We start from the raw sequence: 25,909 nt of genomic DNA, 5'->3' as shown, positions 1-25,909 counted from the left end.
ATTACCTTATGACACTAACTGAACTTCGTTATATCGTAGCCGTCGCTCGTGAGCGCCATTTTGGGCGCGCAGCTGAGGCTTGCTTTGTTTCTCAGCCTACGCTCTCTGTCGCTATCAAGAAGCTAGAGGAAGAGCTCAATATTCAAATTTTTGAGAGAACCAGCTCTGAGGTGTCGATGACTGCTTTAGGCGCCTTGGTCGTAGAGCAGGCTCAGCGTGTTTTAGAAGAAGCAAATACTTTGAAGCATTTAGCAAAGCATGGCCAAGATCCTTTATCGGGCCCGCTAAGATTAGGAACGATTTATACCATCGCACCTTACTTACTTCCTAGCCTAGTGAGAGAAGCCAGAGAGTCTTTACCAAATGCCCCTTTATTTCTAGAAGAAAACTTCACGGCCCGTTTGTTAGAAATGTTGCGACAAGGAGAGCTAGATTGTGCTGTGCTGGCGCATCCTTTCCCGAGCTCAGGTCTGGAGATCATTGATTTATATGATGAGCCATTCTTGGTTGCTGTACCCAAAGGACATGCTTGGGAAAGTCGTCAATCCATTGCCCATCAAGAATTAAAAGCTCAGAATACCTTGCTACTTGGCGCAGGACATTGCTTTCGAGACCATGTGCTTGGAGTGTGTCCGGAGCTCAATCGTTTAGGGAGTGGCTCAACCATTGGTGAGCAGCACAGCTTCGAAGGCTCATCTCTAGAAACCATTCGACAAATGGTTGCTGGCGGAATCGGCATCAGCGTTTTACCAAGGACTTCAGTGGATGATCCCAAAACCGAAGAAGGTTTGATTCGTTACATTCCACTGGAGGAGCCAACACCCACCAGACGGGTTTGCTTGGTTTGGCGGAAAAGTTATACCCGTGCTCCTGTGATGCAAGAGCTTGCAAAAACAATTCGTCGTTGCGATCTTTCAGGAGTGAGTTTTATTGATGCCTGAACGCTTACGAGCCTATGCACGCCTCATTAGGCTGGATAAACCCATTGGTACTCTTCTGCTCCTATGGCCTACCTGGTGGGCTTTGTGGCTGGCAAGTGGTGGTTTACCGAATCTACAGATTTTGATCATTTTCACGATCGGTACTTTCCTCATGCGTAGCGCAGGTTGTGCAGTTAATGATTATGCAGACCAAGATTTTGATCGAGATGTTCTCAGAACCCAGCATCGTCCTGTCACGAGTGGACGGATCTCAGGCAAAGAAGCGGTTTGGGTTTCAATAATCTTAGCCCTACTAGCCTTTGCTTTAATTCAGCCACTCAATTTTCTGACTAAAGAGCTGTCCGTTCTTGCAGTGCTGATCGCTGCAGTCTATCCATTTACAAAACGTTTTTTCGCCATTCCGCAAGCTGTGCTTGGAGTTGCGTTTGGTTTTGGTATTCCGATGGCTTATGCAGCTATCTTAGGGTTCATTCCACTAGAGGCCTGGATTTTATTTGTCGGTAATATTTTTTGGGCGATTGCATACGATACCGCTTATGCCATGGTAGACCGCGAGGATGATATTCGGATTGGTATAAAGACCTCAGCGATTACTTTCGGCCGTTTTGATGTGGTCGCTATTACTTTTTGTTACGGAGTACTTCTACTGAGCCAAATCATTGTTGCGCGACTTGTCCATCTGAGTCTTTACTTTTGGCTGGGCTGGGGAGCTGCATTGTTATGTGCTTTGTATCACGTCAAACTGGTTTCCACTCGTTCACGTGAGAACTGCTTCAAAGCATTTCTACACAATAATTGGTTGGGCGGATTTCTATTCCTAGGAATAGTGTTGGGTCTATTCCTGACCTAATTCGTCACCCATGGCTTTACTGCGCTCTGCAGCAGCAGCCAAGGCCCTCTCCAGGGCGGCCTGCCACTCCAAATCTTTGAGAACTGCTAGGGCAGCGGCAGTGGTGCCACCTTTTGAAGTGACCTTCTCACGCAGGGTGCTCGCATTCTCTGCAGAATGGTTGGCAAGCTGTGAGGCGCCTTCAAGCGTTGCATAAGCTAGCTTACGAGCCGTTACAGAATCTAAGCCGAGTCTTTCCCCGCCTGCTTGCAATGCTTCTAAGAAGGCGAACACATAAGCAGGACCGCTACCAGATAAAGCAGTAACCGCATCCAAGAGTTGCTCTTGGTCCACCCAAACCGTCTGTCCAAGCGCGTTACAAATCACTTCCGCTAAGTTACGGTCAGCATCACTCACTGAAGTTTCTGCAAAAAGACCAGTAATACCCTTGCCAATTAATGCTGGGGTGTTGGGCATTGCTCGAACACAGCGAGTCTGCCCTAGCCAGCGACTCATATCGCCAGTTCGAATGCCTGCAGCAATGCTCACTATCAAAGGAGCAGCAGATGCTTGCAGTCTGCCGCTCAATGCTTGTGCTGCCGCTTTAAAGTCTTGAGGCTTAACGGCCATGACTACAATATTATTTTTAGATCCGTCTAAAGCCATGGCGTCAATTGAGGCAATAGCGCTGATTGCAAAGTCTTTTTTAAGCTGACTTGCTGTTTCAGGATTCGTTTCAATCACTGAAATTTGCTGAGCTTGCAGACCTACTTTCAGAAGACCGCCAATCAGGGCGCGTCCCATATTGCCACCGCCCAGAAAGGTAATGTGAATATCGCTATTGAATATATTTTTGCTCGTCATGCGCTTATCTTATCTCGCTTGCCAAATATTGCAGTTCCTACGCGAACAATCGTACTCCCATGGGCAATTGCCGCTTCCATATCGTCTGACATTCCCATCGAGAGGGTGTCGAATTCTTGAAACCCAGCCTCTTTAGAGTATTTCGCCTGAATTCTTTTAAAGCAATCTTCTACCGCTCCAAAGGCTTTTGCTTGACTCATTGGATCTGAAGTAGGTTCAGGAATAGCCATCAAACCTCTCAGAGTAAGGTGAGGCAATTGAGCGATGGCGTTACAGAGTGTTTCAGCTTCATCCAAAGGAGTACCGCTTTTGGAGTCTTCATTACTAACATTGACCTGTACACAAAGTTGCAGCTTCTTCGAAATAGAAAGTGCTCCTCGTTGGCTAGAGAGTCTCTCGGCAATTTTAATGCGGTCAATGCTATGAACCCAGTCAAAATGAGCTGCTACATCTTTGGTTTTATTACTTTGGAGTGGGCCAATAAAGTGCCACTCAAGTTCAGATCGATAAGCTGCCAAGGTTTGTATTTTCTCAATTGCTTCCTGCACATAATTTTCACCAAATACCTTCTGACCTGCTGCAATCGCTTGCTCAATATCTTTGGCAGGAAAGGTTTTGCTGACTGCCATCAGGGTAACGCTGCTGGCATTGCGCTTTGCGGCTAAGGCAGCATCTTGAACCCGTCTTCGAACTTGTTCAAGATGGATCGCAATTGGCGTCATTTCTTCTCTGCTTGTTGACTAAGAAGTTGATCGACTAATTCAATCCAGTGAACGACAGGAGTTTGATCTTGTTGAAGGTGGGCAATACAGCCAATATTTCCCGAGACGATCATTTGAGCATCTGATTCTTCGCAGGCAGTTTGTAAGTGTATTAATTTTTGTTTACGAAGTTGCTCCGAAAGTTCAGGCTGCGTAATCGAATAGGTGCCAGCCGAGCCGCAGCATAAATGGCTATCTGCACACAATCGTACTCCCACACCTAAACTCGTCAGCAATTTTTCAACTTGCCCACGAATTTGTTGTCCATGTTGCAAAGTACAGGGTGGGTGATAAACCACGCCAGGTTTTTGTTCGCTACCAATTAAGTCCAATAATTCATTTTGGAGTGTGGGTAGGATTTCAGAAATATCTTTCGTTAACTCAGAAACCCTTTTTGCTTTAGCTGCATACATCGGGTCATGAGCTAAGAGGTGTCCATAGTCTTTGACCATCACACCACAGCCAGAGGCAGTCATCACAATTGCCTCGACCCCGGATTCAATTAAAGGCCACCAAGCATCAATATTTTGCTTTGCATCGTCTAAGCCACCCGCCTGATCATTGAGGTGATACCGCAGAGCGCCGCAGCACGTTGCCTTAGGTGCGCTAATCAGTTGAATATGCAGTGCATGCAATACCCGAGCAGTTGCAGAATTCACATTCGGCAGCATGTCAGGCTGGACGCAACCTTCTAGCAAAAGCATTTTGCGAGCATGCTCTGTCTGAGGTCTTTGGTGGGGATTGGTACCGGGGTGAAGTGCCTTATTTTTCAGATGCGGAATTTTACGCTTCATGCTATGCGGCAAAATAGGGCGCACCAGACGACCCAATTTTATTGCCGTCTTCATTAAGGTGGGGCTGGTTAAACCCTCTTTGAGGGCCCAGCGGGTGAGGCGATCTTTAAGAGGGCGTGAAGCGGTATTGTCTTCAGCCCATTGACGACCAATATCAATCAGCTTGCCGTATTGAACACCGCTAGGACAGGTGCTCTCACAGTTACGACAGGTTAGGCAACGATCAAGATGTAAGCGAGTTTTCTCAGTTGGGGCCTGCCCTTCAGCCATTTGTTTAATGAGATAGATACGACCTCGCGGACCATCTAACTCATCACCTAGGAGTTGATACGTAGGACAGGTGGCTGTACAAAATCCACAGTGCACACACTTACCTAAGATACGCGCAGCCTCTATACCTTCAGCTGTATTTTGAAATTGGGGGGCGAGTTCAGTTTGCATGGATTACTTAGGGAAGGCGATTCGTAGCAAAAACACCGGAAGGATCAAAGCTGGCTCTTAACCTCGCCTGAATTGGTTCAAGCGCTTGAGAATGGGTTTGTTCACTCAGTAGAGTAAAGCGTTGATTGGCTGGATTGACTTTAGCGCCCTGCCGAAAACGCATTGCATGTCCACCATGAGCATTGGCCAGTTGTTTGAGCGCCGCAAAAGTAGCATCATCACTAGGGCCTTTAATCCAACGCTCTTGACCATGCCACTCTAAAATGATTTCAGAAGATATGTTGCCCACATTAACTAAGTCAAGCGGACCGCAAGCTGCAGGTAGAGCAAGGCGATAGAGTGTTTCATCTGCTTGTAGATTTATAAATGCTGGCAACTGTTGCTCGCGCAACTGGGTCCAGAATGTTTCGGCTTCTTGAGAATCTAATTCTTTTGCATTCAGGCTTGAGCAGAGAGACACTTTTGCGGCATAAACTGCTGCTTCTGCTCCTGCCATTCGAATAGTTAGCTCTCCAAAACTATCGGCTTGGTTCGCACCAATCCAGCAACTTGCAGAGAGGGGTAAGGGTTGACCGGCAGATTTGTTTAGGCTTTGCAAAGCAGCAGCCTGGGTAATTTGGCAACGAATGCTCGTGCTGGCAGCTGGCTTTGGCAAGACTTTTACAGAGGCCTCCAAGATGAGAGCAAGAGTGCCCAGGGACCCTGGCATGAGGCGAGATACATCATAGCCTGCAACGTTCTTCATCACTTTACCGCCAAAAGATAAATCTTGACCTTTGCCATCCATGATGCGAGCACCCAATACAAAGTCACGCAAATTACCCACGCTAATTCGTGCTGGACCAGCCAAGCCTGCAGCAATTGCACCACCGAGAGTGGCTTGCTCGCCAAAATGGGGGGGTTCAAAAGCGAGCATCTGATTTTTTTCAGCTAGCACTTGCTCAATCTCGCGAAGTGGTGTGCCTGCGCAAGCAGTGATCACCAGTTCTTCTGGTTGATAGTCGAGGATACCGCTATAGTTTTTAGTACTCAGTTTGGCGAACTGGTTATTGTTGCCATACCAAGTTTTAGTACCGCCACCTTCGATGGATAAAGGCGTTTTAGTTTTTGCCGCTTCTAGGATCTGTTTACGAAAAGAATCAATCTGCTGCTGAGAATCTGATGAGCCCATTAAAAGCGCTCCAACTCAGGATGAGGCAAGATACCTTTACTCACTCGCATACGGCCATACTCAGCACAGCGATTAAGGGTAGGGATAGCTTTATCAGGATTAAGCAGTTTATCTGGATCAAATGCGCTTTTCACACCCCAAAAGGATTCGCGCTCACCTTCGCCAAACTGGATACACATCGTATTGATCTTCTCAATACCTACGCCGTGTTCGCCTGTAATCGTACCGCCTAATTCAACACAGGCTTCTAAAATTTCAGAGCCAAAGTCTTCGGCTCGATGCCATTCATCTTGATCGGCCCCATTAAATAAAATGAGGGGATGCATATTGCCATCGCCAGCATGAAATACATTCAAACAACCAAGACCATATTTCTTTTCCATTCCCTGAATACGCTTAAGTAGGGTGGCGATATGGCGGCGAGGAATTGTGCCATCCATACAGTAATAATCTGCTGCCAGACGCCCTGCTGCAGGGAAGGCATTTTTTCTACCACTCCAAAACTTTAGCCGTTCTGATTCATCACGTGATATTTGAATTCCACTGGCCCCGGATTTTTTTAGGACCTCTGTCATGCGCTCAATTTCTTCAGCGACTTCTTCAGGTGTTCCGTCTGATTCGCAAAGCAAGATGGCTTCTGCATCGAGGTCGTATCCCGCATGAACAAATTCTTCTACGGCACGCGTAGTAGCCTTATCCATCATCTCTAAACCCGCGGGAATAATCCCGGCGGCAATGATGGCTGCAACAGCATTACCACCCTTCTCAATGTCGTCAAAACTTGCCATGATGACTCTTGCGAGTTTAGGTTTAGGTACGAGCTTGACGGTCACTTCAGTAACAACAGCGAGCATGCCTTCGCTACCAATCATCACTGACATTAAATCTAGGCCAGGCGCATCTGGAGCTAAGCCACCAAACTCTACGATCTCGCCATTCATGAGCACTGCGCGAACACGCAATACGTTTTGTAAAGTCAGGCCATACTTAAGACAGTGCACCCCTCCTGAGTTTTCATTTACATTGCCGCCAATCGAGCAGGCAATTTGGGACGAAGGGTCGGGCGCGTAATACAAATCCAAATGTGCAACCGCTTCAGAGATCGCGAGATTACGAACTCCCGGTTGGACAACTGCAGTACGAGTAAAGGGATCAATACTCACAATCTTTTTGAGCTTCGCTAGCGAGAGGACCAGACCTTGGGCGATGGGCATCGCCCCACCAGAAAGGCCGGTACCAGACCCCCTTGGAACAACAGGGATGGTCATAGCATGGCAAATTTTCAATATTTCAGAAACTTGGGCCTCAGTTTCTGGAAGAGCAACCGCCAAAGGCATCCTGCGATAGGCTGCTAAGCCATCACATTCGTAGGGAATCGTATCTTCAGGCTCCCAAAGAAGGCCATCTTCAGGCAAGATGGGGCGCAAAGCATTAACCAGCTTGGTCTGTAAAGCGCTAATGATTGCGAGATCTGGGGGTGGGGCGACCATATTCATAGCTACCATTTTAGCCATTTACCTATAATGAGTTCATGGGGAACCGACTTTCAAAAATTGCGACTAGAACCGGTGATGCCGGGATGACTGGCTTAGGCGACGGTAGCCGGGTCGAAAAGGACCATTTACGGATCTGCGCGATGGGTGATGTGGACGAGCTGAACTCCGAAATTGGGGTTTTGCTAGCCACCCCTGTGCCAGATAGCGCCTCGCAAGCCCTCCAGGATCTTTTGTTACAGGTACAGCATGATTTATTTGACTTGGGTGGTGAGCTTTGTATCCCAAACTACACCTTACTCAAGTCTGAGCAAGTTGCCCGTTTAGATGACTGGCTAACCCAATATAACGCTACCCTAGCGCCTCTTTCAGAATTCATTCTTCCTGGCGGAACCATGGCGGCTGCGCAGGCCCATATTTGTCGGACGGTATGTCGTCGAGCAGAACGCTCGGTCGTTCGTTTGGGTTGGGATGTTGAAATTAATGATGCCCCACGCCAGTATCTCAATCGCCTCTCTGACCTCCTATTTGTGCTCGCCCGGGTTTTGAATCAGGCGGCGGGTGGTAAAGACGTATTGTGGAAGCACGAAAAAAAAGAGACTAAGTAAATTAGTCTCTTTCGTAAGCCACGATATTTTTTATTTCTTTAGCTTGCGACGATTCTTCACTGCAAGCGCTAATCTTTGTAAAACATTCACTGAATCTTCCCAGTTAATACAGGCATCCGTAATGCTCTTGCCATACTCCAGTTGATTGGGATCATCTTTACCTGGTGTAAATTTCTGAGCACCATCTTTAATGTGACTCTCAATCATTACTCCAAAAATTTGGTTTGAACCAGACTCAATTTGTTCAGCCACATTTTCTGCAACAACAATTTGACGCTCGTGTTTCTTGCTAGAGTTTGCATGAGATAGGTCCACCATCAAACTGGCTGGAAGCTTTGCTGCTTCAAGTTCCGCACAGGCTGCTTCCACATATTTTGCTTCGTAGTTAGGCTCTTTACCTCCACGCAAAATAACATGACAGTCCTTATTGCCCTTAGTCTCAACAATTGATACTTGACCGTTTTTGTGGACTGACAGGAAGTGGTGTGGACGACTTGCCGCCTGAATGGCATCGGTCGCAATTTTGATATTGCCATCAGTACCATTCTTAAATCCAATTGGAGCGGATAGACCAGAGGCGAGTTCGCGATGAACTTGGCTTTCCGTTGTGCGTGCACCGATTGCGCCCCAAGAAATCAAATCAGCAATGTATTGAGGTGAGATCACATCGAGGAACTCGCTACCGGCTGGCATACCAAGACGATTAATCTCCATCAGTACCTGACGTGCAATGCGCAAGCCTTCTTCAATACGATAGCTCTCATCGAGATAGGGGTCGTTGATTAATCCTTTCCAACCAACCGTAGTGCGAGGTTTTTCAAAATAGACGCGCATGACGATTTCAAGTTCGCCAGCAAAACGCTCACGTTCAGCTAAAAGACGTTGGCAGTATTCCAATGCGGCCCTGGGATCGTGAATCGAGCAGGGCCCAATAATGACAAGAAGGCGATCGTCTTTGCCATGAATGATGTTCCGAATCTTGACGCGGGTTTTGCTGATTAAAGCTTCAGTAGGCGTGCCTGAGATTGGAAAAAAACGAATTAAGTGTTCTGGTGGTGGCAGAACCGTGATGTTATGAATACGTTGATCGTCAGTATCCGACGTTTTATCAACGGCGGCATACCAATTGGCGGGGTTGGTGTTTTGTTGGCTCATACGGCTATTTTAAGCCGTATTAAGCCGTACCACCGACAGTCATGCCATCGATGCGTAAAGTGGGTTGACCAACCCCAACCGGAACGCTTTGGCCTTCCTTGCCACAAACCCCAATACCACCATCCAGTTTTAGGTCATTTCCGATCATGGAAACCTGTTTTAGGGATTCTGGCCCGTTTCCAATAATGGTGGCGCCTTTGACGGGGTATTGGATTTTGCCGTTTTCGACCCAATAGGCTTCTGAGATCGAGAAGACAAACTTACCGCTTGTAATATCAACCTGACCGCCACCAAAATTGACAGCATAAAGACCGCGTTTAATGCTGGACACGATTTCTTGCGGATCATCTTTTCCCGCCAGCATATAAGTATTTGTCATGCGGGGCATCGGTAAGGATGCGAAGCTCTCGCGCCGACCATTGCCTGTTAAGGGCATATTCATCAGACGAGCATTCAAACTATCCTGAATGTATCCCTTTAATACCCCATCTTCAATGAGCGTAGTGCATTGTGTTGGAGTGCCTTCATCATCAATATTGAGAGAGCCTCTGCGACCCGAGAGCGTTCCATCATCAACGACAGTGACTCCCTTGGCAGCAACGCGCTCACCGATGCGTCCAGCAAAAGCAGATGATCCTTTCCGATTGAAGTCGCCTTCAAGACCATGACCTACAGCTTCATGCAACAAGACGCCAGGCCATCCTGGTCCCATCACAACTGTCATTTGACCTGCAGGGGCGGGTCTAGAATCGAGATTGACTAAGGCACTATCAACTGCTTCATCGACATATTGATTCACCAGCTCAGAATTAAAATAAGAGTAATCATGGCGCGCTCCTCCACCAGAAGAGCCAGATTCACGCCGGCCATTTTGTTCAGCAATGACATGAACCGAAACTCGGACAAGCGGCCTAATGTCTGCAGCTAGAAGGCCATCAGAGCGGACCACTAAGATCACATCAAATTCACCAGCAAGACTGGCCATTACTTGGATGATGCGAGGATCACGGGCTTTTGCTCTGCGCTCAATACTTTCAAGAAGCGCAATTTTTTCTTTTGGCTGTAATGAGTCTAAGGGGTTGAGATCAGAGTAGAGCTCATTAGAAGTTGGAATAAAAATTTTACTGCCGAGTGCTTGTTTGCCACCATGTGGCCCAATGACTCGGGTCGCTTTTGCTGCTTTATTTAAAGCCTCAAGATTCATTTCATCAGAGTATGCAAAAGCCGTTTTGTCGCCATAAATTGCACGCACACCAACACCTTGATCAATGCTGAAACTTCCGGACTTTACGATCCCTTCTTCAAGACTCCAGCTTTCATTACGAGTATGCTGAAAATAAAGATCAGCATCATCAAGGCGATGCGTAAACATATTGCCGAAGGTGCGATGTAGATCTTGCTCAGTCAAACCGGTGGGCTCAAGCAAAATCGATTTTGCTAACTTAAGTAGCTCAGGCTGTTTCTTGGCTTGGGTCCAGCTGCTTGGGAATAGTGCTTCAGGTGCGTTCATGTATTTAAAGCTTGCGGTGTTTCAGGGCGGGTAACTTGGAGCGTACCTCGTTTAGCTTATCTTTGCTGAGTATCCCAGAAATAAAGCCTTCCCCCTCAGGGAGGTAGGTTAGAACAGTCCCCCAGGGATCAATTAACATGCTGTTCCCCCAAGTGCGCCGACTATTTTGGTGTTGACCGCCTTGGGCTGAGGCAAGAACATAGCATTGGTTTTCAATTGCACGTGCCCGTAATAAGATTTCCCAATGGTCTTTTCCTGTGGTGTAAGTGAAAGCCGCGGGAATAATATGGCAGTCAACTGGACCTATCGAGCGATATAACTCAGGAAAACGGAGGTCATAGCAAATGCTCAGTCCAAAACGCCAATTTATCCCATTGATGTTCAAATCGAGAATGCCTGGCTGGTTTCCAGATTCGATCGTTTCTGCTTCGGCATATCTTTCTGTCTCAGTCTCGAATCCAAATAAATGGATTTTGTCGTAACGCCCAATTTGCTCTCCGGCTGGATTAAATACAAGAGTCGTGTTTAAAACTTTATTGTCAATACTGGCTTGAAGTGGAATCGTTCCTGCGACTAGATAAATTGAATTCGCTTTAGCAATCGAACGCAGAGCTTCTTGAATAGGTCCTTTACCCAGCTCTTCACTGGTCTGTAGCTTATCGGTATCTTTTAGACCCATTAGGCAAAAATACTCGGGTAGCACTGCTATCTGGGCGCCTGCTTCTGCAGCGGCTTTAATGAGTCGACTTGCAGTCTCTAAATTTTCTTCGGGTACCGGTGTTGATACCATCTGAATTGCTGCAATCTGGATTTCGGATGAATTCATATCGTTTGATAGACAATCATTCGCTAGGACTTGCTGCAGCTGGCACAGGGGCTGGAGCGGTATTGCCTGAAGAGTTTGGCTTGCTTTGCTCTGTCAGTAAACCCTTTTTGCGAATAGTATCCAGGGTGTTCTTATCCAAGGGTTGTCCTTGTTGATTTAGCGGAACAACCTCGGGATCAACCCATGAGCCTTGAATCAGATAGTCAGATTGCATTGAGCGATTAATTTGATTGGTTACTAAGTATTGACCAACTAGAGCGCTCAGACCAACAATCGGATTAATCGCAAAGAGCGCGAGCGAGCCTGCAGTAGCGTCGATCGTTGGGAAAATGGTGACCCGTAAATCTTGCGTTTGTTTGGGAACGTCAATTTGCCCATTCATTGCAACGCGGGCTTGATCCAGAATCATCACAAATTGATCCGTCTTGGCAATACCATTCTGAATATTGAAAGTAGTGTTAATAGTATTAAATGCTGTACCCTTGCTCACCAAGTTACCAACACTACCTTGTAGGTCTAGCGTGGCGAATTTAAATAAACTTTGAAGGCTCAATACGTTCAAGATCTGGGCGGCGCTTGAGTTGACTTCAAGTAAGCGACCCTTTTCAAGTTTTAGATTCAGCTGCCCGCTCAGAGTTTGAAAATCGGGAGAGAAAGGGGTGTTCATCCACTCTAGCTTGCCATCTAGTTGACCATGGCCGCCCTCGACGGATTTGGTTGGAGTCCAGTGTGCAATGATTTGACCCGCATCCTTAATTTGGAGATCTGGAATAAGGGATGTCTTTTGCTTACCTGTCTGAGGGTCGATGCTCCATTGGCCAGTAATAGTTGCATTATCTTGGGGATTGATAATTTGTAGCTTCTCTATGTTTAAGAGGTTCTTGGTTGTTTGGCTCTTAATTTTGACAAGACCAAGTTGAGCCCGCTCCCAGGAAAAATTATCCACTGTTAGATCAAGAGTGGGTATGGCATTTGGCGTGAGTTTGTTGCTCGATGTACTTGTCTTTTTGCTGCTGGGTAAGACTTTAGGATTCTGGTCGTCAGAAAATTTCAGCAGAGCAAGGCGACCCGTAACCATACCACTAGGTTGCGAGATCGAGGGCTCGCTGTAAACGACTTGACCAGTAATTTTGGGTGAGTTGACATTGAGTTGCCAATCATTATTTTTGAGTATTGCACTCAGATTGAGGTTGGGCCAGACATAGTCAGCAGCCGTTAATGATTTGATTTGGGCATTGACTTGTATGCCAGTTGCTAAGCCGGCTCCATTTTTACTGCCTGGTACTTTGGCTTGATTACTTGTAAGGAATGTACGCCATGTATCGAAATTGAGTTCATTAGCTTGAATACCTAAATTTAAGCCTTGTGTGGGCATTGTTGCAGGCGAGCCAATCCCAATGGCATAACGCAATTCATTATTTGTATTCACGGCACCCTGAGTAAAGTACTGACTGCCTAAGCTACCGGACCAATTGAGGCGATCTGAGCCGGTTTTTTTAGAGAAGCTTTGCAAGAGTAGTTCACCTTCTAATGGGGTACCACTTTGTTTTTTGAGCGGCACGGGTACATTGCTGGCCCAATTACTCAAATCAAATTTCAGCTTGGTTTCACTACCAGCCTTGCCAAAGCTAATAAGGCCATTGTATTTTGCAGAGCCACTCATGCCATTGAGAAGCGTCGCGAGTGATTCAGAAACTTCCGAGAAATATTTTCTTAGAAAATCAGCGCTCAGGTCACCAGCAATCGTAAAATTTTGTTTATCTCCAGATGATGGCGCACTTGCCACTCTGATTGAGCCTCCCAAAAATTGGGCGCTCACATCTTCAAATTCAGGATTCGTTTCTGTAATGCGAACCTTGCCCTTCAAGTTTTCTAAGGGTGGAATACTTGCCCACTGTGCTGAGTTATTAGCAAGGTTTAAGTGTGCATCTATCTTCGTGTCGTCACTGTTGTAGAGAGGTACTTGTAACTTGAGGTTGAGGTCTAGTGGGCCAGATACCTTCAGATTTTTTTCAAGCTCGGGACGTTTTTTTCCAAAAGGAGATGCAAAGAGATAGTTCAGCATCTGGGGAGCTTGCCCCTGTGCATTGCCATTTACAGCAAGAACGAGTTGATTGGCGCTCACATTGGGAATTTGTGCATTGATATTACTCAGGCTGATCTCTTGATGATTGGCCTGCGAAATATTCACATTCAAAGCGGACTGTTTCATGCTGATAGTTCCAGCAACATTTGCAAAGTCTCCCCATACACCTTGATCACTACTAATCAGCGGTGCTGGCTTAAAGGTGACTTCGCTAATTGGAAAATTCAATGAAAACTCTCCAGTTGTCCCAGGTGGGAATGGGGCATTATTCGGGTCCCCGTTGATATGCAAGCTGCCGTTTAGCACTTTACCTGCCGCAAAGGCTTTACTTAAGTAGAGTTTAGTGTCAGTGGACATCGTCACTGGTAGATATCGATAGGCCTGCATTAGATTGGCTTGCTGAAAATCAATATCCAACTTGAGATCATCTGGTTGCTTGGCCCCAGTCATGAGATAAGCAACGTTCACTTTGGCCGTGAGATCTCTATTTTCAAAAGCAAGACCTTTCGAGCTGATTAACCAGCCTCCACTTTGTTTATTCCAATGAATTTGCCCTTGAGCTTGATCCAGTTTGATGATGGGATCAAGTAAGAAGTCTTGAACTTCGATTATGAGATTCGGCGAATTCAGAGTCAGTAGACCTTGCTTTTGATCTCCCGCTATTTGTCCAGTGAGGTGAGATACGCTAGGAATATCTTTATTAACACCAGTAAAGCTGAGATCGACCATGCGGGCGTTGATGCTGAAATCGAGCTTATTTAAGTTAAACCATGAGCCTGCAATCGGTAAGCTAGCGAGTGCCGATGGTTTTTCTGACCAATGCATATCGAGATCTTGCAACTCGCCATCTGCGCTTGCAATTTCGATCCACCGATGTACCTTTTTAGAAAGAGGAAGATTTAGTGCAAAGCGAGTGACATCCTTGACCAAAATTTTAGGAGAGCTAAAACCAAACTCTTTAATTTCTCCACCTTGCTCTGGAGGGCGCCACCGAAATGTCATCGGACTTAAGAGCTCGAGTGGGGTATTGCTTGACTTAGTGATATCGCGCCATGCAAAGTTTTGAGCCGTCACTGATAGAAATTTGCCATCACTTTCTTGAGTCAGTTCAGTTTCAAGTCTGCCAAATTCAATGGCTGCGTCTTCTTTTGATAGTTGCAAGCGGAATTGATCAGCAATAAAAGTCATTTGGCCACCGTCTGGTCTGCCGCCATCCAAACTCATATGGCCTTTTGAGCTGATGTTACCGCTCAAAAGATTGAGGGGAATATCAAAATCATGACTGACTTTCTGAAACTGTAGGTCAGAGAAATTCCATGCAAACTCGCCAGCCCAATCGCGCCAATTTCCAGCTTGTCCGCCGAAGCGATGGATGAAGTGAGCATTCAGCTCTAGCGGACCATCATTCCAAGGAGTTTTGGCTTGAATCAGAGCGTCATGTTTACGTACACCATTTGTTAAATGGAATTCTGTTAACTCAAGCTCGGCATTTAATAATTTACCTTGAAGATCTTGCAGATTGATTTGTGTATTAATAATGTGAATATCATCTTGTGCAAATAGCCAATTGCCCGTTGAAAAATCATCTGAGTTATCTTTGATGAGTATTCCAGCAATACGGATTGCCCCATCCGCAGAGCGCTTTACTTGAATCTGAGCATCTTCAATTTGGAGTTTATAAAAATAAGGCTCAAGGTAATAAAAGCTAACTAGGCTTAATTCCCCATGAATTTTTTTGATCTGTAATGGAGCAGGGGCTTTAGTGTCGCTATTAAAGCGCAGGCCCTCCATAGAAAATTGGGGGCGTAAGCCATCCCAAGAGACCTGAAGAGAATCGATGCTGACATTGCTACCTAGACGCTTGCTGAGTAATTGTTCAATTGCAGGTTTTGATTTTTCGATACGGGGCCAAACAAGATATCGAACCCCGGCATGCGCTAAGGTCAAGAAAACGATCAAAGCAATGACTAAGATCAATAGACGTTTACGCCATAGATTTTTAGAGCCCTGCCAATATTTCTGAAAGACGTTTAGCAGGCCAAGCGGAAGCAAATTTCGAAGCATGGGGCTTATTATCCTTCAGCCCATTAGAGATGACCAGCCTTTACGGGTTTAGAGGAATGAAGCGATTAAGATGGGGGAATGCGTGATTTTCCTGTCCAATTGGATTTTTTAAAACAGCACTCGACCTTTACTAGGCGTTGGCTGAGTGCCCATCCTGATTGGGAGCAGTGGCTTAGTGAAGTCTGCGCAATCCAGGTGGATCAGGGCAAGATTTTTGCCTTGCTCGAGCCCTGCCAGGAGCTCTTGCAAAAAGCTCAGATCGATGAGGCGCAATTCATGAGCGAGTTGCGTTTGGCTAGGCAGCGCCTCATTATTTGGCTCGGTTTTCGGGATCTCAATGGTCTGGCTGATTTAGAAGAGGTAATGCATAGCCTTAGCCTTTTTGCTGAGTCAGCTATCAATCTCAGTATTGCATTCATACGCGCGGATTTGAACGAGCGTTTTGGCTTGCCTTGGAATGTCGAACTCAATCTAGAAATGCCTTTGATGGTGGTGGGTATGGGCAAACTGGGTGGGCGTGAGCTAAATCTGTCATCGGATATTGATTTAATTTTTCTGTACGAACACGAGGGAGAGACGCAGGGCGGACCCAAAAGTCTCTCTCACCATGAGTGGTTTACTCGTATGGGGAAACGCTTAATTAAGTTGCTGGCAGAGCATGATACGAATGGCTTTGTATTTAGAGTAGATATGCGTTTGCGTCCTAATGGCGACTCTGGTCCTCTAGTCTGCAGTTTAGATATGCTCGAGGAGTATTTGCTGGTGCAGGGTCGCGAGTGGGAGCGCTATGCTTGGATCAAGGGTAGATTGCTTGCCCCATTATCAACATCAAATGCGTTTATGCATTGTGAAAAAAAATTAGAGCAACTGATTCGACCATTTGTGTATCGACGGCATTTGGACTATGGCGTTATCTCTGCGATTCGGGAGCTTCATAGACAAATTCAGCAAGAGGCTGAGCGCCGTTCACTAAAGCACGAGGGGCGGTCCCGAGATATCAAGCTGGGCCGCGGCGGTATTCGTGAAATTGAATTCCTAGCACAAATGTTTCAGTTGATGCGCGGTGGTACTGATCCACAACTCCGAACTCGGGCGACTTTAGAGGTACTGACTTTATTGGCGCAAAAAGGAATCTTGCCAAGGCAAGAGGTAGGCCAATTGAGCGAGGCCTATATCTATCTGCGTCGCTTGGAGCATCGGCTTCAGATTTGGGAGGATCAGCAGACCCATTACTTACCAGATGATCCAAGCTCCAGAATGCGTTTGGCGAAGAGTATGGATCTCACAACAGCTCCCGAAAATGAACATACTTTCATGGCTGGTGTAGATGGGCACCAAAGTGCGGTAGCTCGATACTTTGAAAAAGCCTTTGTCTTAGATGCGAGCGCCAGTCTCGAGCAAGAGCCTATCGAGGTGGATTGGCAGCTTCAATCCTCATGCTTCCCATCATCCTCAAAGCGTTGGCAGATATGGATAGAAAGTCATAAGCAAAAACTGCTACCAGAAAAAAGTCAAGCAATTGTCAGAAAGTTGGTGCGTAAGGCAGCAGATTTTCTGGAGGCAGGCAAGGGATCATCACCTGACGCCGATAAAGTGCTCTTACGATTTTTTGATCTCTTGGAAGCAGTGGCCGGACGTACCGCCTATCTAGCGATATTAGCCGAGTACCCACAAGCCCTCCAGAATGTTTTGCGTTTATTAACCGCTTCCCAGTGGGGAGCTCAATATCTGACGCGGCATCCTCATCTTCTGGATCACTTATTAAATCCACGCGCTGAAGTTGCGCTGACTAAAGAGCCTATCGAATATTGGAAAGAAGTTCAGGCGAATCTCAATTTACGTTTAGATGACGTTTTAACTCATGTCGATGGCGCTGAGCAGGCAATGGATGTTTTACGAGTCACCCACCACACTGAAACTTTTATTACACTCCTGGCCGATTTAGGTATTGGGGTAGAAAAAGCATTAACCGTAGAAAAGGTCAGCGATCATTTATCTACCTTAGCTGACCTCATTGTGCAAACCACGTTAGAGCGGGTGTGGCCTGGTGTTGCCAAGAAGTTTGACCAGTCTGTAGCGCTGCCTCCTTTCGCTGTGATTGCCTATGGGAAATTGGGTGGTAAGGAATTAGGTTATGCCTCTGATTTAGACCTGGTCTTTTTATTTGAAGCGCAGGAACAGAACTATGCAGCCCAAGAGATGTATGGACTACTTGCTAAACGAATGATTAATTGGTTAACAGCCTACACCTCTGCAGGTAGCCTTTTTGAAATTGATACGCGACTACGCCCCAATGGCTCTGCTGGATTCTTGGTCACTAATGCAGAAGCTTTCAAAAAATATCAATTGCGGGAAGGTGACAACAGCGCTTGGGTTTGGGAGCATCAGGCTTTAACGAGGGCTCGCTCTTGCGCCGGAAGTGAGCAAGTTGGCAGCTTCTTTGATGACGTTCGTGCTGAGGTCCTGAGTCAAGTGCGCGATATTGATCTCTTGCGCCGAGAAATTTCAGAGATGCGTCAGAAAGTCCACGCAGGACACCCCAATACTTCTGACAAGTTTGATTTAAAGCACGACGCAGGTGGGATGGTCGATATTGAATTTACTGTTCAGTTTCTAATCTTAGCCTATGCTTCTCAGTATCCCCGGCTGATTCAGAATCTCGGAAATATCGCTTTACTGGGTATTGCAGCAGAGGTGGGCTTAATCGATAAAGATCTAGCTCAAGCAGTTTCGAACGCCTACCGTCTGTTTAGGTCTCGGCAGCACCGATTACGTTTAGATGGCCATGAAAAAACACGAATTGAGATTGCTTTAGAGCCGGAATGTATTGAAGCGAGATCTGCTGTATTGAGGCTTTGGGAAAATGTTTTTAAGAGCTCAGCTCTGCTCTAGTAATTCTCGTGCATGTCGACGAGTGGTATCGGTAATCGTTGCACCACCAAGCATGCGCGCAATTTCTTCAACCCTTTCATTTCTACTTAAGACATTTAGCTGAGACAGTGTCTTATCACCCGATTGGGATTTGCTGACTTTGAAGTGCTGATTCCCTTGGGCGGCTACTTGTGGCAAGTGCGTGACACATAAGATTTGATGCGATTCACCAAGTTGCCTGAGCAGTTTTCCAACGGTTTCCGCGACAGCGCCGCCAATACCAGCATCGACTTCGTCAAATATCAGCGTTGGTGTGAAGGAAGCTTTGCTGGTGATTACGCTAATCGCCAAGCTAATACGTGCCAGCTCTCCACCAGAGGCAACCTTAGCCAGAGGGCGCGGGGTACTACCTGCATGACCAGCAACTAAGAACTCGGCTTGTTCGAGTCCAAATGAAGCACCTTCATCTAAAGGCTTGAGGGCAATTTCTAGTTGTCCGCCAGCCATAGATAAATTTTGCATTGCCGCCGTCACGAGCTGACTTAATTCAGTGGCAGCTTTACTTCTTTTCTGAGAAAGGAGTTTTGCCGCTTTGAGATAGATGCCTTCTTGCTCTTTTACTTTACTGCGTAGAGCTTCAATATTTTGTGAAGCGCTGAGTGCATCCAATCTTTCAGAGGCTTCAATCAAGAGCTGAGGCAATTGATTGGTATCTGTACGATATTTTCTGGCAGCAGCATGTAGCGCTTGCATGCGCTCCTCTAGTTGATCGAGACGCTCAGGATCTAGATCTATTTTTTGTAGGTAGCGGTTTAAGCCATGTACAGCTTCATCGACCTGAATTTGAGCAGACTCGAGTGCTTGGCTGATTTCACTGAGGGCGGGATCATGCTCTGCGAGATCACTGATACTCAGACTGGCTTTAGACAAAATAGACTCAGCAGAGTTCTCAGATTCACTTAAGCCATCAATCGCTTCTTGGCAACCCGTAATAATTTTTGCTGCATTAGCTAGGCGAGCATGATCTACTTGAATAGAATCCCATTCACCTTCCAGCGGTGAAAGCGCTTTGAGTTCTTCATATTGCCACTCCAAGCGCTCGCGTTCACGCTCAATATCCTGCCCTGCATTTTCTGCTTGGCTTAATAGTTTGCGCGAGTCATGCCATTGTTTATAAAGTTCGCCCAGCTCATTGACCTGAGGTAGAAGACCAGCGTGCCGATCTAGCAGTTCACGCTGCGCTCCGCTTTTTAATAGGAGTTGATGAGCGTGTTGACCATGAATGTCGACCAACTGATCGCCGGCCTCTCTCAGCTGTGCAAGCGTTGCGACGCTACCATTGATAAAGGCGCGGCTACGACCATTAGCCTCAATTGTTCGTTTTAGAAGTAGGGCACGACCTTCATCATCGATGGGAAATCCTTGATCATCGAGCCATTGATTGCAGTGTGCAATTTGCTCATCAGCTATTTCAAAGAGGGCGCTGATCTCTGCCCGTTGAGCGCCTTCACGAATCTGACTGCTATCGGCGCGTTCACCTAAAACCAAACCCAGCGCATCTAAGAGAATCGATTTACCTGCCCCCGTCTCACCAGTCAGAACAGTAAACCCCGAGGCGAGATCGAGCTCTAACTGATCAACAATCACAAAGTCGCGGAGGGCGAGATTTTGAAGCATGGTCTAGCGTACTGATAAATGCGACATCAGAATGTCGAGGGATACTCATTCCAATGCAGCTTCTCACGCAAGGTTTTGTAGTCACTATGACCACGAGGATGCAAGAGGCTGATGGTTTTTTTAGATTGACTCACTTCGATGGTGTCACCAGATTGCAGATTGGTTAGGGACTGCATATCAAAATTGACAATCACTTCATGCCCTTCAACAACCTTAATGCTAATCATGACATCCTCGGGTAAGACTATAGGGCGATTCGATAAGGAGTGCGGTGCAATTGGAACAAGGAGGATGCCGGCAACACGAGGATGCAGGATGGGACCACCTGCAGACAAAGCATAAGCAGTAGAGCCAGTAGGAGTAGAAACAATCAAACCATCAGAGCGTTGGTTATACATAAAGGAACCATTTACGCTCACTGCAAGTTCAACCATCCCAGAGATTCCGGAGCGATTCACTACAACATCGTTGAGCGCAAGGGCGCGGTTAATTTCTTTTTGATTGCGGAGTACAACTGCATCCAAGAGTGTTCTGGTATCTGCTTCATAATCGCCCGCAATGATTTTGGGTAATACGGTTGCAACATCTTGAATGGGAATATCGGTCATGTAACCTAGTCGCCCCATATTGATACCTACTAAGGGAACATTGCTGCCAGCTAATTGTCGACCAATCGCCAGCATGGTACCGTCGCCTCCAAGGACCACGGTTAAATCAATCGATCCGGAAAATTCAGCGACCTGTTTGCTCTGAAAGTCCTTAAGCCCCAAGTGGCTTGCAGTCCCGGCTTCGATGAAGACCTCGCAGCCAAGGCTTTTAATCAGCTTTGCCAAGTCTTGCAGATGGGCCAGGATCCCTTCGGCCTGGTATTTGCCAACCAAGGCAATCCGCTTGAAGGCCTTTTTGGGAGAATTTGCAGATGGGCTTAACATATAACGATTAAACCATAGGCACCCAATCCCTTCCACCATGGATGACCGTTCTCGCACCCTCCTTAAAACCCTCATCGAGCGCTATATCGAAGAGGGACAGCCGATTGGCTCCCGGACGCTTTCCCGGTTCTCGGGCTTAGACCTTTCTGCTGCCACCATTCGTAATGTGATGGCTGATTTAGAGGATTTGGGTTTGGTTACCAGCCCCCATACCTCAGCTGGGCGAATACCGACCCCAAGAGGTTATCGGCTCTTTGTGGACACCATGGTTACCGTCAGGCCTTTGGAAGAGATTGCAGCTCGTGAGATGGAAAAAGGGCTTTTGCCAGACTCTCCCCAGCGGGTGATGAATTCAGCGGCACAAATTTTGTCTAATTTGACTCATTTTGCCGGGGTAGTCATGACACCCAAAAGAGCGCAGGTCTTCAAACATATTGAATTCTTGCGTTTGGGCGAAGGCAAGATTTTGTTGATCGTAGTTACTCCTGAAGGTGATGTGCAAAATCGGATTCTGCCAACGACCCAGGACTACACCCCAAGTCAACTCATTGAGGCCAGCAATTACATTAACAGTCAGTTTGCCGGCAAGAGTTTTATTGAAGTCAGAAATCACCTCAAATCTGATCTTGATAATTTACGGAGTGACATTTCTGGTTTAATGGCCCTCGCTCTTCAAAGCGGTGTTACCGATTACGGTATGGGACAAAGTGATGTAGTCATGTCTGGAGAGCGCCGCTTACTCAATGTCGGTGATCTCAGTTCTAATTTAGATAAGCTACGTAAGATGTTTGATTTGCTAGAGCAGAAGTCTGTTTTGCTACAACTCTTAGATGTCTCTAGCCACGCTGACGGTATTCAGATTTTCATTGGCGGTGAGAGCGATCTCTTGCCCTATGAAGATCTCGCGGTGATCAGTGCCCCCTATAGTGTGGATGGCCAGATCGTTGGTACCTTAGGTGTCATAGGTCCGACCCGCATGGCTTATGACAGAGTGATTCCGATTGTCGACATCACTTCTAAATTATTATCTGGGGCACTAAGCTCCTAATGACACTCTTTTGATGAGATAAAGCCTTGAATACTAATCCCCATTTACGTGCTTCTAAGACTGCAGTGTTATTGCTCAACTTAGGCACACCCAGCGCCCCCACAGCAAAAGCTGTAAGAGCGTATCTCAAAGAATTTTTATCTGATCCTCGGGTTGTGGAAATTCCCCGCGTGATTTGGTGGTTCATTTTGAATGGCATTATTCTGCCGATTCGCAGCGGAGCCTCTGCAAAAAAATATGCTTCGATTTGGTTGCCCAAGCTAGGCTCCCCTTTGATGCACTATTCGCGACTGCAGGCAAAAGAGTTAGCAGAAGTATTCGCTGATCAAGGGCATACGGTGTTGGTAGATCTAGCTATGCGTTATGGCGAGCCTTCTACAGAGCAAGCCCTCGTGAGTCTAAAAGAGCAAGGTATGGAGCGCCTGTTATTGCTGCCTCTCTACCCACAGTATTCGGCTACGACTAGTGCATCGAGTTTTGACGAGGTATTTCGGGTATTGAAAACCTGGCGAGATCAGCCTGAACTGCGCTTAGTCAAGCACTATCACGATCATCCAGCCTATATTCAAGCTCTGCGTAATCAAGTCCTCAGCGCTTGGGAAAAAGATGGCCGCCCTGATTTTGCTGCAGGCGATCGTTTTGTCATGTCCTTTCATGGCCTGCCTAAACGTAACCTCATGAAGGGCGATCCCTATCATTGCGAATGTTTAAAAACAGGTCGTCTTTTGGGTGAATCGCTGGGTTTAGAGCCTGGTGAATATCTAGTTACCTTCCAATCGCGTTTTGGTAGAGCAGAGTGGTTAAAGCCTTACACGGCACCAACGATTGAGAAATTAGCTAAAGAGGGATGTAAGAGGATTGATATTTTTTGCCCTGGCTTTCCTGCCGACTGTCTTGAAACGTTAGAGGAGATTGCAATGGAAGCGCGAGAAATTTTCCTAGAGCACGGTGGCAGAGACTATCGCTATATTCCTTGTCTAAATAGCAATCCAGAATGGATTGATGCGCTTGCCGATATTGCTGAACAGCACCTCCTGGGTTGGTCTTTGGGAACGGAATCTGCTGATGAGCTTACATTGCGTAATCAGCGTGCGGAGGCAGCCAAAATCCATGCTGTTTAAACGCATCCTTGAAATGGGCAAACTTGCCCCCATATTGCTTTAATGGCACCGATTTAATCAAACAATCACCCACTATGACAACTGAAAATCCAAATCCTTCTACTGAATCTGATCAACCAGCACAGACTCCAAGCGAGCCAGAAATTGCTGTGCAGACTCCCGAGCAAATCATCGAGGAGCTCAATCAAAAATTGCTTGAAGCACAAGATCATTTTTTGAGAGCTAAGGCCGAAGGTGAAAACATTCGCCGTCGTGCAGTAGAAGATATTGCTAAAGCCCACAAGTTTGCGATAGAGAACTTTGCAGAGCATCTGGTTCCTGTAACCGATAGCCTCTATGCCGCTCTCAGTGCTGAAGCGGTTGATGCCAAGGCATTTAAAGAGGGTCTAGAAATTACCTTGAAGCAGCTTTTGAGCGCCTTTGAAAAGGGTAAGATGAGCGAGATCAATCCTGCTGTGGGGGATAAATTTGACCCCCACCACCACCAGGCAATTGCTTCAGTGCCATCAGAGCAGGAAGCCAATACCGTGGTTTCCGTATTGCAACGTGGATATTCGATTGCCGACCGGGTTTTGCGACCTGCTTTAGTGACGGTCAGCGCCCCAAAATAGCGGTTTTTCACTCGAAATACCCAGAAAAAGGCAGATTTCTGCCTTTTTTGCATTTTTGCCCCTTGAATTCCTGTCTTTGGACCCCATTTAATCGATATCAATTTATCGCAAGTAGTAATTAAGACAAATTACCTAACCATTTCATTATTGGAGCAATTATGGGAAAGATTATCGGAATCGACTTAGGAACCACGAACTCGTGCGTTTCTGTTGTAGAAAACAATGCACCTAAAGTGATCGAGAATGCAGAAGGTGCTCGAACCACTCCTTCAATCATCGCCTACCTTGAGGATGGCGAAGTATTGGTCGGCGCTCCTGCAAAACGTCAGTCAGTTACTAACCCTAAGAACACTGTTTACGCTGTCAAGCGTCTGATGGGTCGTAAGTTTGAGGATGCTGAAGTTCAAAAAGACATCGGCTTGATGCCTTACGCCATTATCAAAGCGGAAAACGGAGATGCCTGGGTATCTGCTCGCGATAAAAAAATGGCGCCACAACAAGTCTCCGCAGAGATTCTGCGTAAGATGAAAAAGACTGCTGAAGATTATCTCGGCGAGGAAGTCACTGAAGCAGTGATTACGGTTCCCGCTTACTTCAATGACAGTCAACGTCAAGCAACGAAAGATGCTGGTCGTATCGCTGGCTTAGATGTCAAGCGCATTATTAATGAGCCAACTGCAGCTGCTTTGGCATTCGGCTTAGACAAGCAAGATAAAGTGGATCGTAAGATCGCTGTGTATGACTTAGGCGGCGGTACCTTTGACGTCTCCATTATTGAGATTGCTAACGTCGATGGCGAGAAGCAATTTGAGGTGATGTCCACTAATGGTGATACCTTCTTAGGTGGTGAAGACTTTGACCAGCGCATTATTGATTGGATCATTGCCGAGTTCAAAAAAGAGCAGGGTGTTGATTTAAGTAAAGACGTATTGGCATTACAACGCTTGAAAGATGCCGCTGAAAAAGCCAAGATCGAATTGTCATCAGCCCAGCAAACCGAAATCAATTTGCCTTATGTCACTGCAGATGCGGGTGGCCCAAAGCATTTGAACTTGAAGTTAACCCGCGCTAAGCTCGAATCCTTAGTTGAAGAGCTTATCAACCGTACTGCAGGCCCTTGCTTAACAGCAATCAAGGACGCTGGTGTCAACGTAAGCGACATTGATGACGTCATCTTGGTTGGCGGTCAAACCCGTATGCCAGCAGTTCAAGACAAAGTGAAATCCATCTTTGGTAAAGAGCCACGTAAAGACGTCAACCCCGATGAAGCAGTAGCAGTTGGTGCAGCGATTCAGGGTTCCGTATTGTCCGGCGATCGCAAAGACGTGTTGCTGCTTGACGTTACCCCATTGTCTTTAGGTATCGAAACCTTGGGCGGCGTAATGACCAAGATGATTCCAAAGAACACCACGATTCCTACCAAGCATTCACAGGTTTACTCCACTGCTGAAGATAATCAGCCAGCGGTAACCATTAAGTGCTTCCAGGGTGAGCGTGAAATGGCAGCCGCCAATAAGCTCTTAGGTGAATTTAATCTCGAAGGTATTGGCGCTGCACCTCGTGGTCAGCCTCAAATTGAAGTAACCTTTGATATCGATGCCAATGGTATTTTGCATGTCACTGCAAAAGACAAAAATACTGGTAAAGAAAATAAGATCACGATCAAGGCGAATTCTGGTTTAACCGAAGAAGAAATTCAGCGCATGGTGAAGGATGCTGAGGCCAATGCTGAGGAAGATAAGAAAGCCTTGGAATTAGTCACCGTTCGAAATACTGCTGACGCTTTGGCTCACAGTACCAAGAAAGCTTTAGAGGAGCATGGTGCTGGTCTAGAAGCTGCTGAAAAAGAAGCCATTGAGGCTGCTTTAAAAGAGCTTGATGAAGCAATTAAAGGTAGTGATAAAGCAATCATTGAAGCCAAGACAGAAGCATTAGGCAAGGCTAGCCAGAAGCTAGGCGAAAAGGTGATGGCCGCAGAACAAGCTAAAGCTAGCGGCGCTGCTCCTGGAGCAAACCCTGGTGCACAAGCGACAGCTCCTGATGCTGATGTGGTCGACGCTGACTTTAAAGAGGTTGATGACAAAAAGTAATAGAAAATTGCTAAGT

19 protein-coding genes are annotated in these 25,909 nt (G+C 46.6%); 8 read left to right on the top strand and 11 right to left on the bottom strand.

Features of this window, described 5'->3' with window-relative positions:
• Positions 1-8: 8 nt before the first annotated feature.
• Positions 9-941 (top strand): LysR substrate-binding domain-containing protein, encoded by a 933-nt coding sequence (locus tag Pas1_RS07965; RefSeq protein ID WP_112205182.1) that lies wholly within the window; start codon positions 9-11, stop codon positions 939-941.
• Positions 934-1,791 (top strand): 4-hydroxybenzoate octaprenyltransferase, encoded by an 858-nt coding sequence (gene ubiA, locus Pas1_RS07960; RefSeq protein WP_112294970.1) that lies wholly within the window; start codon positions 934-936, stop codon positions 1,789-1,791. The genes Pas1_RS07965 and ubiA overlap by 8 nt, the downstream gene beginning before the upstream one ends.
• Here the strand turns inward: ubiA and proC are convergent.
• Genes proC through Pas1_RS07935 form a run of 5 tightly spaced genes read right to left on the bottom strand, consistent with a single transcriptional unit; the run spans position 1,777 to position 7,306 of the window.
• Entirely contained in the window at positions 1,777-2,604 is an 828-nt protein-coding gene (proC, locus tag Pas1_RS07955) for a pyrroline-5-carboxylate reductase (RefSeq protein WP_112295200.1), read from the bottom strand. The genes ubiA and proC overlap by 15 nt on opposite strands.
• Positions 2,605-2,630: 26 nt before the next feature.
• Positions 2,631-3,356: a YggS family pyridoxal phosphate-dependent enzyme gene (locus Pas1_RS07950; RefSeq protein ID WP_112294969.1), complete on the bottom strand. Its 726-nt coding sequence runs from the start codon at positions 3,354-3,356 to the stop codon at positions 2,631-2,633.
• Complete coding sequence (gene glcF / locus Pas1_RS07945) at positions 3,353-4,630, bottom strand: glycolate oxidase subunit GlcF (RefSeq protein WP_112294968.1); 1,278 nt, start codon at positions 4,628-4,630, stop codon at positions 3,353-3,355. Before glcF ends, Pas1_RS07950 begins: the two co-directional genes overlap by 4 nt.
• 7 nt (positions 4,631-4,637) lie before the next feature.
• On the bottom strand, positions 4,638-5,801 hold the full coding sequence (gene glcE, locus Pas1_RS07940) for a glycolate oxidase subunit GlcE (RefSeq protein ID WP_112208506.1): 1,164 nt from the start codon (positions 5,799-5,801) through the stop codon (positions 4,638-4,640).
• Positions 5,801-7,306: an FAD-linked oxidase C-terminal domain-containing protein gene (locus Pas1_RS07935; RefSeq protein WP_192874771.1), complete on the bottom strand. Its 1,506-nt coding sequence runs from the start codon at positions 7,304-7,306 to the stop codon at positions 5,801-5,803. The genes glcE and Pas1_RS07935 overlap by 1 nt, the downstream gene beginning before the upstream one ends.
• Before the next feature lie 26 nt (positions 7,307-7,332).
• Between Pas1_RS07935 and Pas1_RS07930 the strand changes: the two genes are divergently transcribed.
• A complete protein-coding gene (locus tag Pas1_RS07930) occupies positions 7,333-7,902 on the top strand; it encodes a cob(I)yrinic acid a,c-diamide adenosyltransferase (protein ID WP_112294967.1) in 570 nt (189 codons plus the stop codon).
• Between the two features lie 30 nt (positions 7,903-7,932).
• Here Pas1_RS07930 and Pas1_RS07925 read toward each other — a convergent pair whose 3' ends face one another.
• Genes Pas1_RS07925 through Pas1_RS07910 form a run of 4 tightly spaced genes read right to left on the bottom strand, consistent with a single transcriptional unit; the run spans position 7,933 to position 15,543 of the window.
• The gene (locus Pas1_RS07925; RefSeq protein ID WP_112205170.1) at positions 7,933-9,057 is read right to left on the bottom strand and encodes a 3-deoxy-7-phosphoheptulonate synthase; all 1,125 of its coding nucleotides are present in this window, start codon (positions 9,055-9,057) and stop codon (positions 7,933-7,935) included.
• Positions 9,058-9,076: 19 nt separating this feature from the next.
• A complete protein-coding gene (tldD, locus tag Pas1_RS07920; protein ID WP_112205168.1) occupies positions 9,077-10,567 on the bottom strand; it encodes a metalloprotease TldD in 1,491 nt (496 codons plus the stop codon).
• 4 nt (positions 10,568-10,571) lie between these two features.
• Complete coding sequence (locus Pas1_RS07915) at positions 10,572-11,393, bottom strand: carbon-nitrogen hydrolase family protein (protein WP_112205166.1); 822 nt, start codon at positions 11,391-11,393, stop codon at positions 10,572-10,574.
• Positions 11,394-11,409: 16 nt separating this feature from the next.
• Positions 11,410-15,543: a YhdP family protein gene (locus Pas1_RS07910; protein WP_225971607.1), complete on the bottom strand. Its 4,134-nt coding sequence runs from the start codon at positions 15,541-15,543 to the stop codon at positions 11,410-11,412.
• 78 nt (positions 15,544-15,621) lie between these two features.
• Here Pas1_RS07910 and glnE point away from each other — a divergent pair, with 78 nt between their 5' ends.
• Positions 15,622-18,435: a bifunctional [glutamate--ammonia ligase]-adenylyl-L-tyrosine phosphorylase/[glutamate--ammonia-ligase] adenylyltransferase gene (gene glnE / locus Pas1_RS07905; protein ID WP_112294966.1), complete on the top strand. Its 2,814-nt coding sequence runs from the start codon at positions 15,622-15,624 to the stop codon at positions 18,433-18,435.
• Here glnE and recN read toward each other — a convergent pair.
• Positions 18,421-20,091, bottom strand: coding sequence for a DNA repair protein RecN (gene recN, locus Pas1_RS07900; protein WP_112294965.1), 1,671 nt, complete (start codon positions 20,089-20,091; stop codon positions 18,421-18,423). The genes glnE and recN overlap by 15 nt on opposite strands.
• 26 nt (positions 20,092-20,117) lie before the next feature.
• Complete coding sequence (locus Pas1_RS07895; RefSeq protein ID WP_112205874.1) at positions 20,118-21,023, bottom strand: NAD kinase; 906 nt, start codon at positions 21,021-21,023, stop codon at positions 20,118-20,120.
• Positions 21,024-21,060: 37 nt separating this feature from the next.
• Between Pas1_RS07895 and hrcA the strand changes: the two genes are divergently transcribed.
• The 4 genes from hrcA to dnaK all read left to right on the top strand — a co-directional run bounded on the left by hrcA (position 21,061) and on the right by dnaK (position 25,893).
• Positions 21,061-22,071: a heat-inducible transcriptional repressor HrcA gene (gene hrcA / locus Pas1_RS07890; protein WP_112205160.1), complete on the top strand. Its 1,011-nt coding sequence runs from the start codon at positions 21,061-21,063 to the stop codon at positions 22,069-22,071.
• Between the two features lie 26 nt (positions 22,072-22,097).
• Positions 22,098-23,192: a ferrochelatase gene (hemH, locus tag Pas1_RS07885; RefSeq protein WP_112294964.1), complete on the top strand. Its 1,095-nt coding sequence runs from the start codon at positions 22,098-22,100 to the stop codon at positions 23,190-23,192.
• 74 nt (positions 23,193-23,266) lie between these two features.
• A complete protein-coding gene (grpE, locus tag Pas1_RS07880; RefSeq protein WP_112205873.1) occupies positions 23,267-23,803 on the top strand; it encodes a nucleotide exchange factor GrpE in 537 nt (178 codons plus the stop codon).
• A 158-nt stretch (positions 23,804-23,961) separates the two neighbouring features.
• Positions 23,962-25,893, top strand: a complete 1,932-nt coding sequence (gene dnaK / locus Pas1_RS07875; RefSeq protein WP_112294963.1) for a molecular chaperone DnaK — start codon at positions 23,962-23,964, stop codon at positions 25,891-25,893.
• The last annotated feature ends 16 nt before the right edge of the window (positions 25,894-25,909 follow it).

It is taken from the genome of Polynucleobacter paneuropaeus, assembly GCF_003261235.1.
GTDB lineage: Bacteria > Pseudomonadota > Gammaproteobacteria > Burkholderiales > Burkholderiaceae > Polynucleobacter > Polynucleobacter paneuropaeus.
Note: the sequence above shows the minus strand (reverse complement) of the source record. Positions and strands in the feature narration are given on the sequence as shown.

Excerpts from the sequence above, each read along its gene's own strand:
- ubiA (WP_112294970.1), top strand. The coding sequence starts at position 934 with ATGCCTGAACGCTTACGAGCCTATGCACGCCTCATTAGGCTGGATAAA.
- glcE (WP_112208506.1), bottom strand. The coding sequence starts at position 5,801 with ATGGGCTCATCAGATTCTCAGCAGCAGATTGATTCTTTTCGTAAACAG.
- dnaK (WP_112294963.1), top strand. The coding sequence starts at position 23,962 with ATGGGAAAGATTATCGGAATCGACTTAGGAACCACGAACTCGTGCGTT.
- Pas1_RS07950 (WP_112294969.1), bottom strand. The coding sequence starts at position 3,356 with ATGACGCCAATTGCGATCCATCTTGAACAAGTTCGAAGACGGGTTCAA.
- Pas1_RS07930 (WP_112294967.1), top strand. The coding sequence starts at position 7,333 with ATGGGGAACCGACTTTCAAAAATTGCGACTAGAACCGGTGATGCCGGG.
- hrcA (WP_112205160.1), top strand. The coding sequence starts at position 21,061 with ATGGATGACCGTTCTCGCACCCTCCTTAAAACCCTCATCGAGCGCTAT.
- Pas1_RS07915 (WP_112205166.1), bottom strand. The coding sequence starts at position 11,393 with ATGAATTCATCCGAAATCCAGATTGCAGCAATTCAGATGGTATCAACA.
- Pas1_RS07965 (WP_112205182.1), top strand. The coding sequence starts at position 9 with ATGACACTAACTGAACTTCGTTATATCGTAGCCGTCGCTCGTGAGCGC.
- Pas1_RS07925 (WP_112205170.1), bottom strand. The coding sequence starts at position 9,057 with ATGAGCCAACAAAACACCAACCCCGCCAATTGGTATGCCGCCGTTGAT.
- glnE (WP_112294966.1), top strand. The coding sequence starts at position 15,622 with ATGCGTGATTTTCCTGTCCAATTGGATTTTTTAAAACAGCACTCGACC.
- recN (WP_112294965.1), bottom strand. The coding sequence starts at position 20,091 with ATGCTTCAAAATCTCGCCCTCCGCGACTTTGTGATTGTTGATCAGTTA.
- glcF (WP_112294968.1), bottom strand. The coding sequence starts at position 4,630 with ATGCAAACTGAACTCGCCCCCCAATTTCAAAATACAGCTGAAGGTATA.
- Pas1_RS07895 (WP_112205874.1), bottom strand. The coding sequence starts at position 21,023 with ATGTTAAGCCCATCTGCAAATTCTCCCAAAAAGGCCTTCAAGCGGATT.
- Pas1_RS07935 (WP_192874771.1), bottom strand. The coding sequence starts at position 7,306 with ATGGTAGCTATGAATATGGTCGCCCCACCCCCAGATCTCGCAATCATT.
- grpE (WP_112205873.1), top strand. The coding sequence starts at position 23,267 with ATGACAACTGAAAATCCAAATCCTTCTACTGAATCTGATCAACCAGCA.
- tldD (WP_112205168.1), bottom strand. The coding sequence starts at position 10,567 with ATGAACGCACCTGAAGCACTATTCCCAAGCAGCTGGACCCAAGCCAAG.
- Pas1_RS07910 (WP_225971607.1), bottom strand. The coding sequence starts at position 15,543 with ATGCTTCGAAATTTGCTTCCGCTTGGCCTGCTAAACGTCTTTCAGAAA.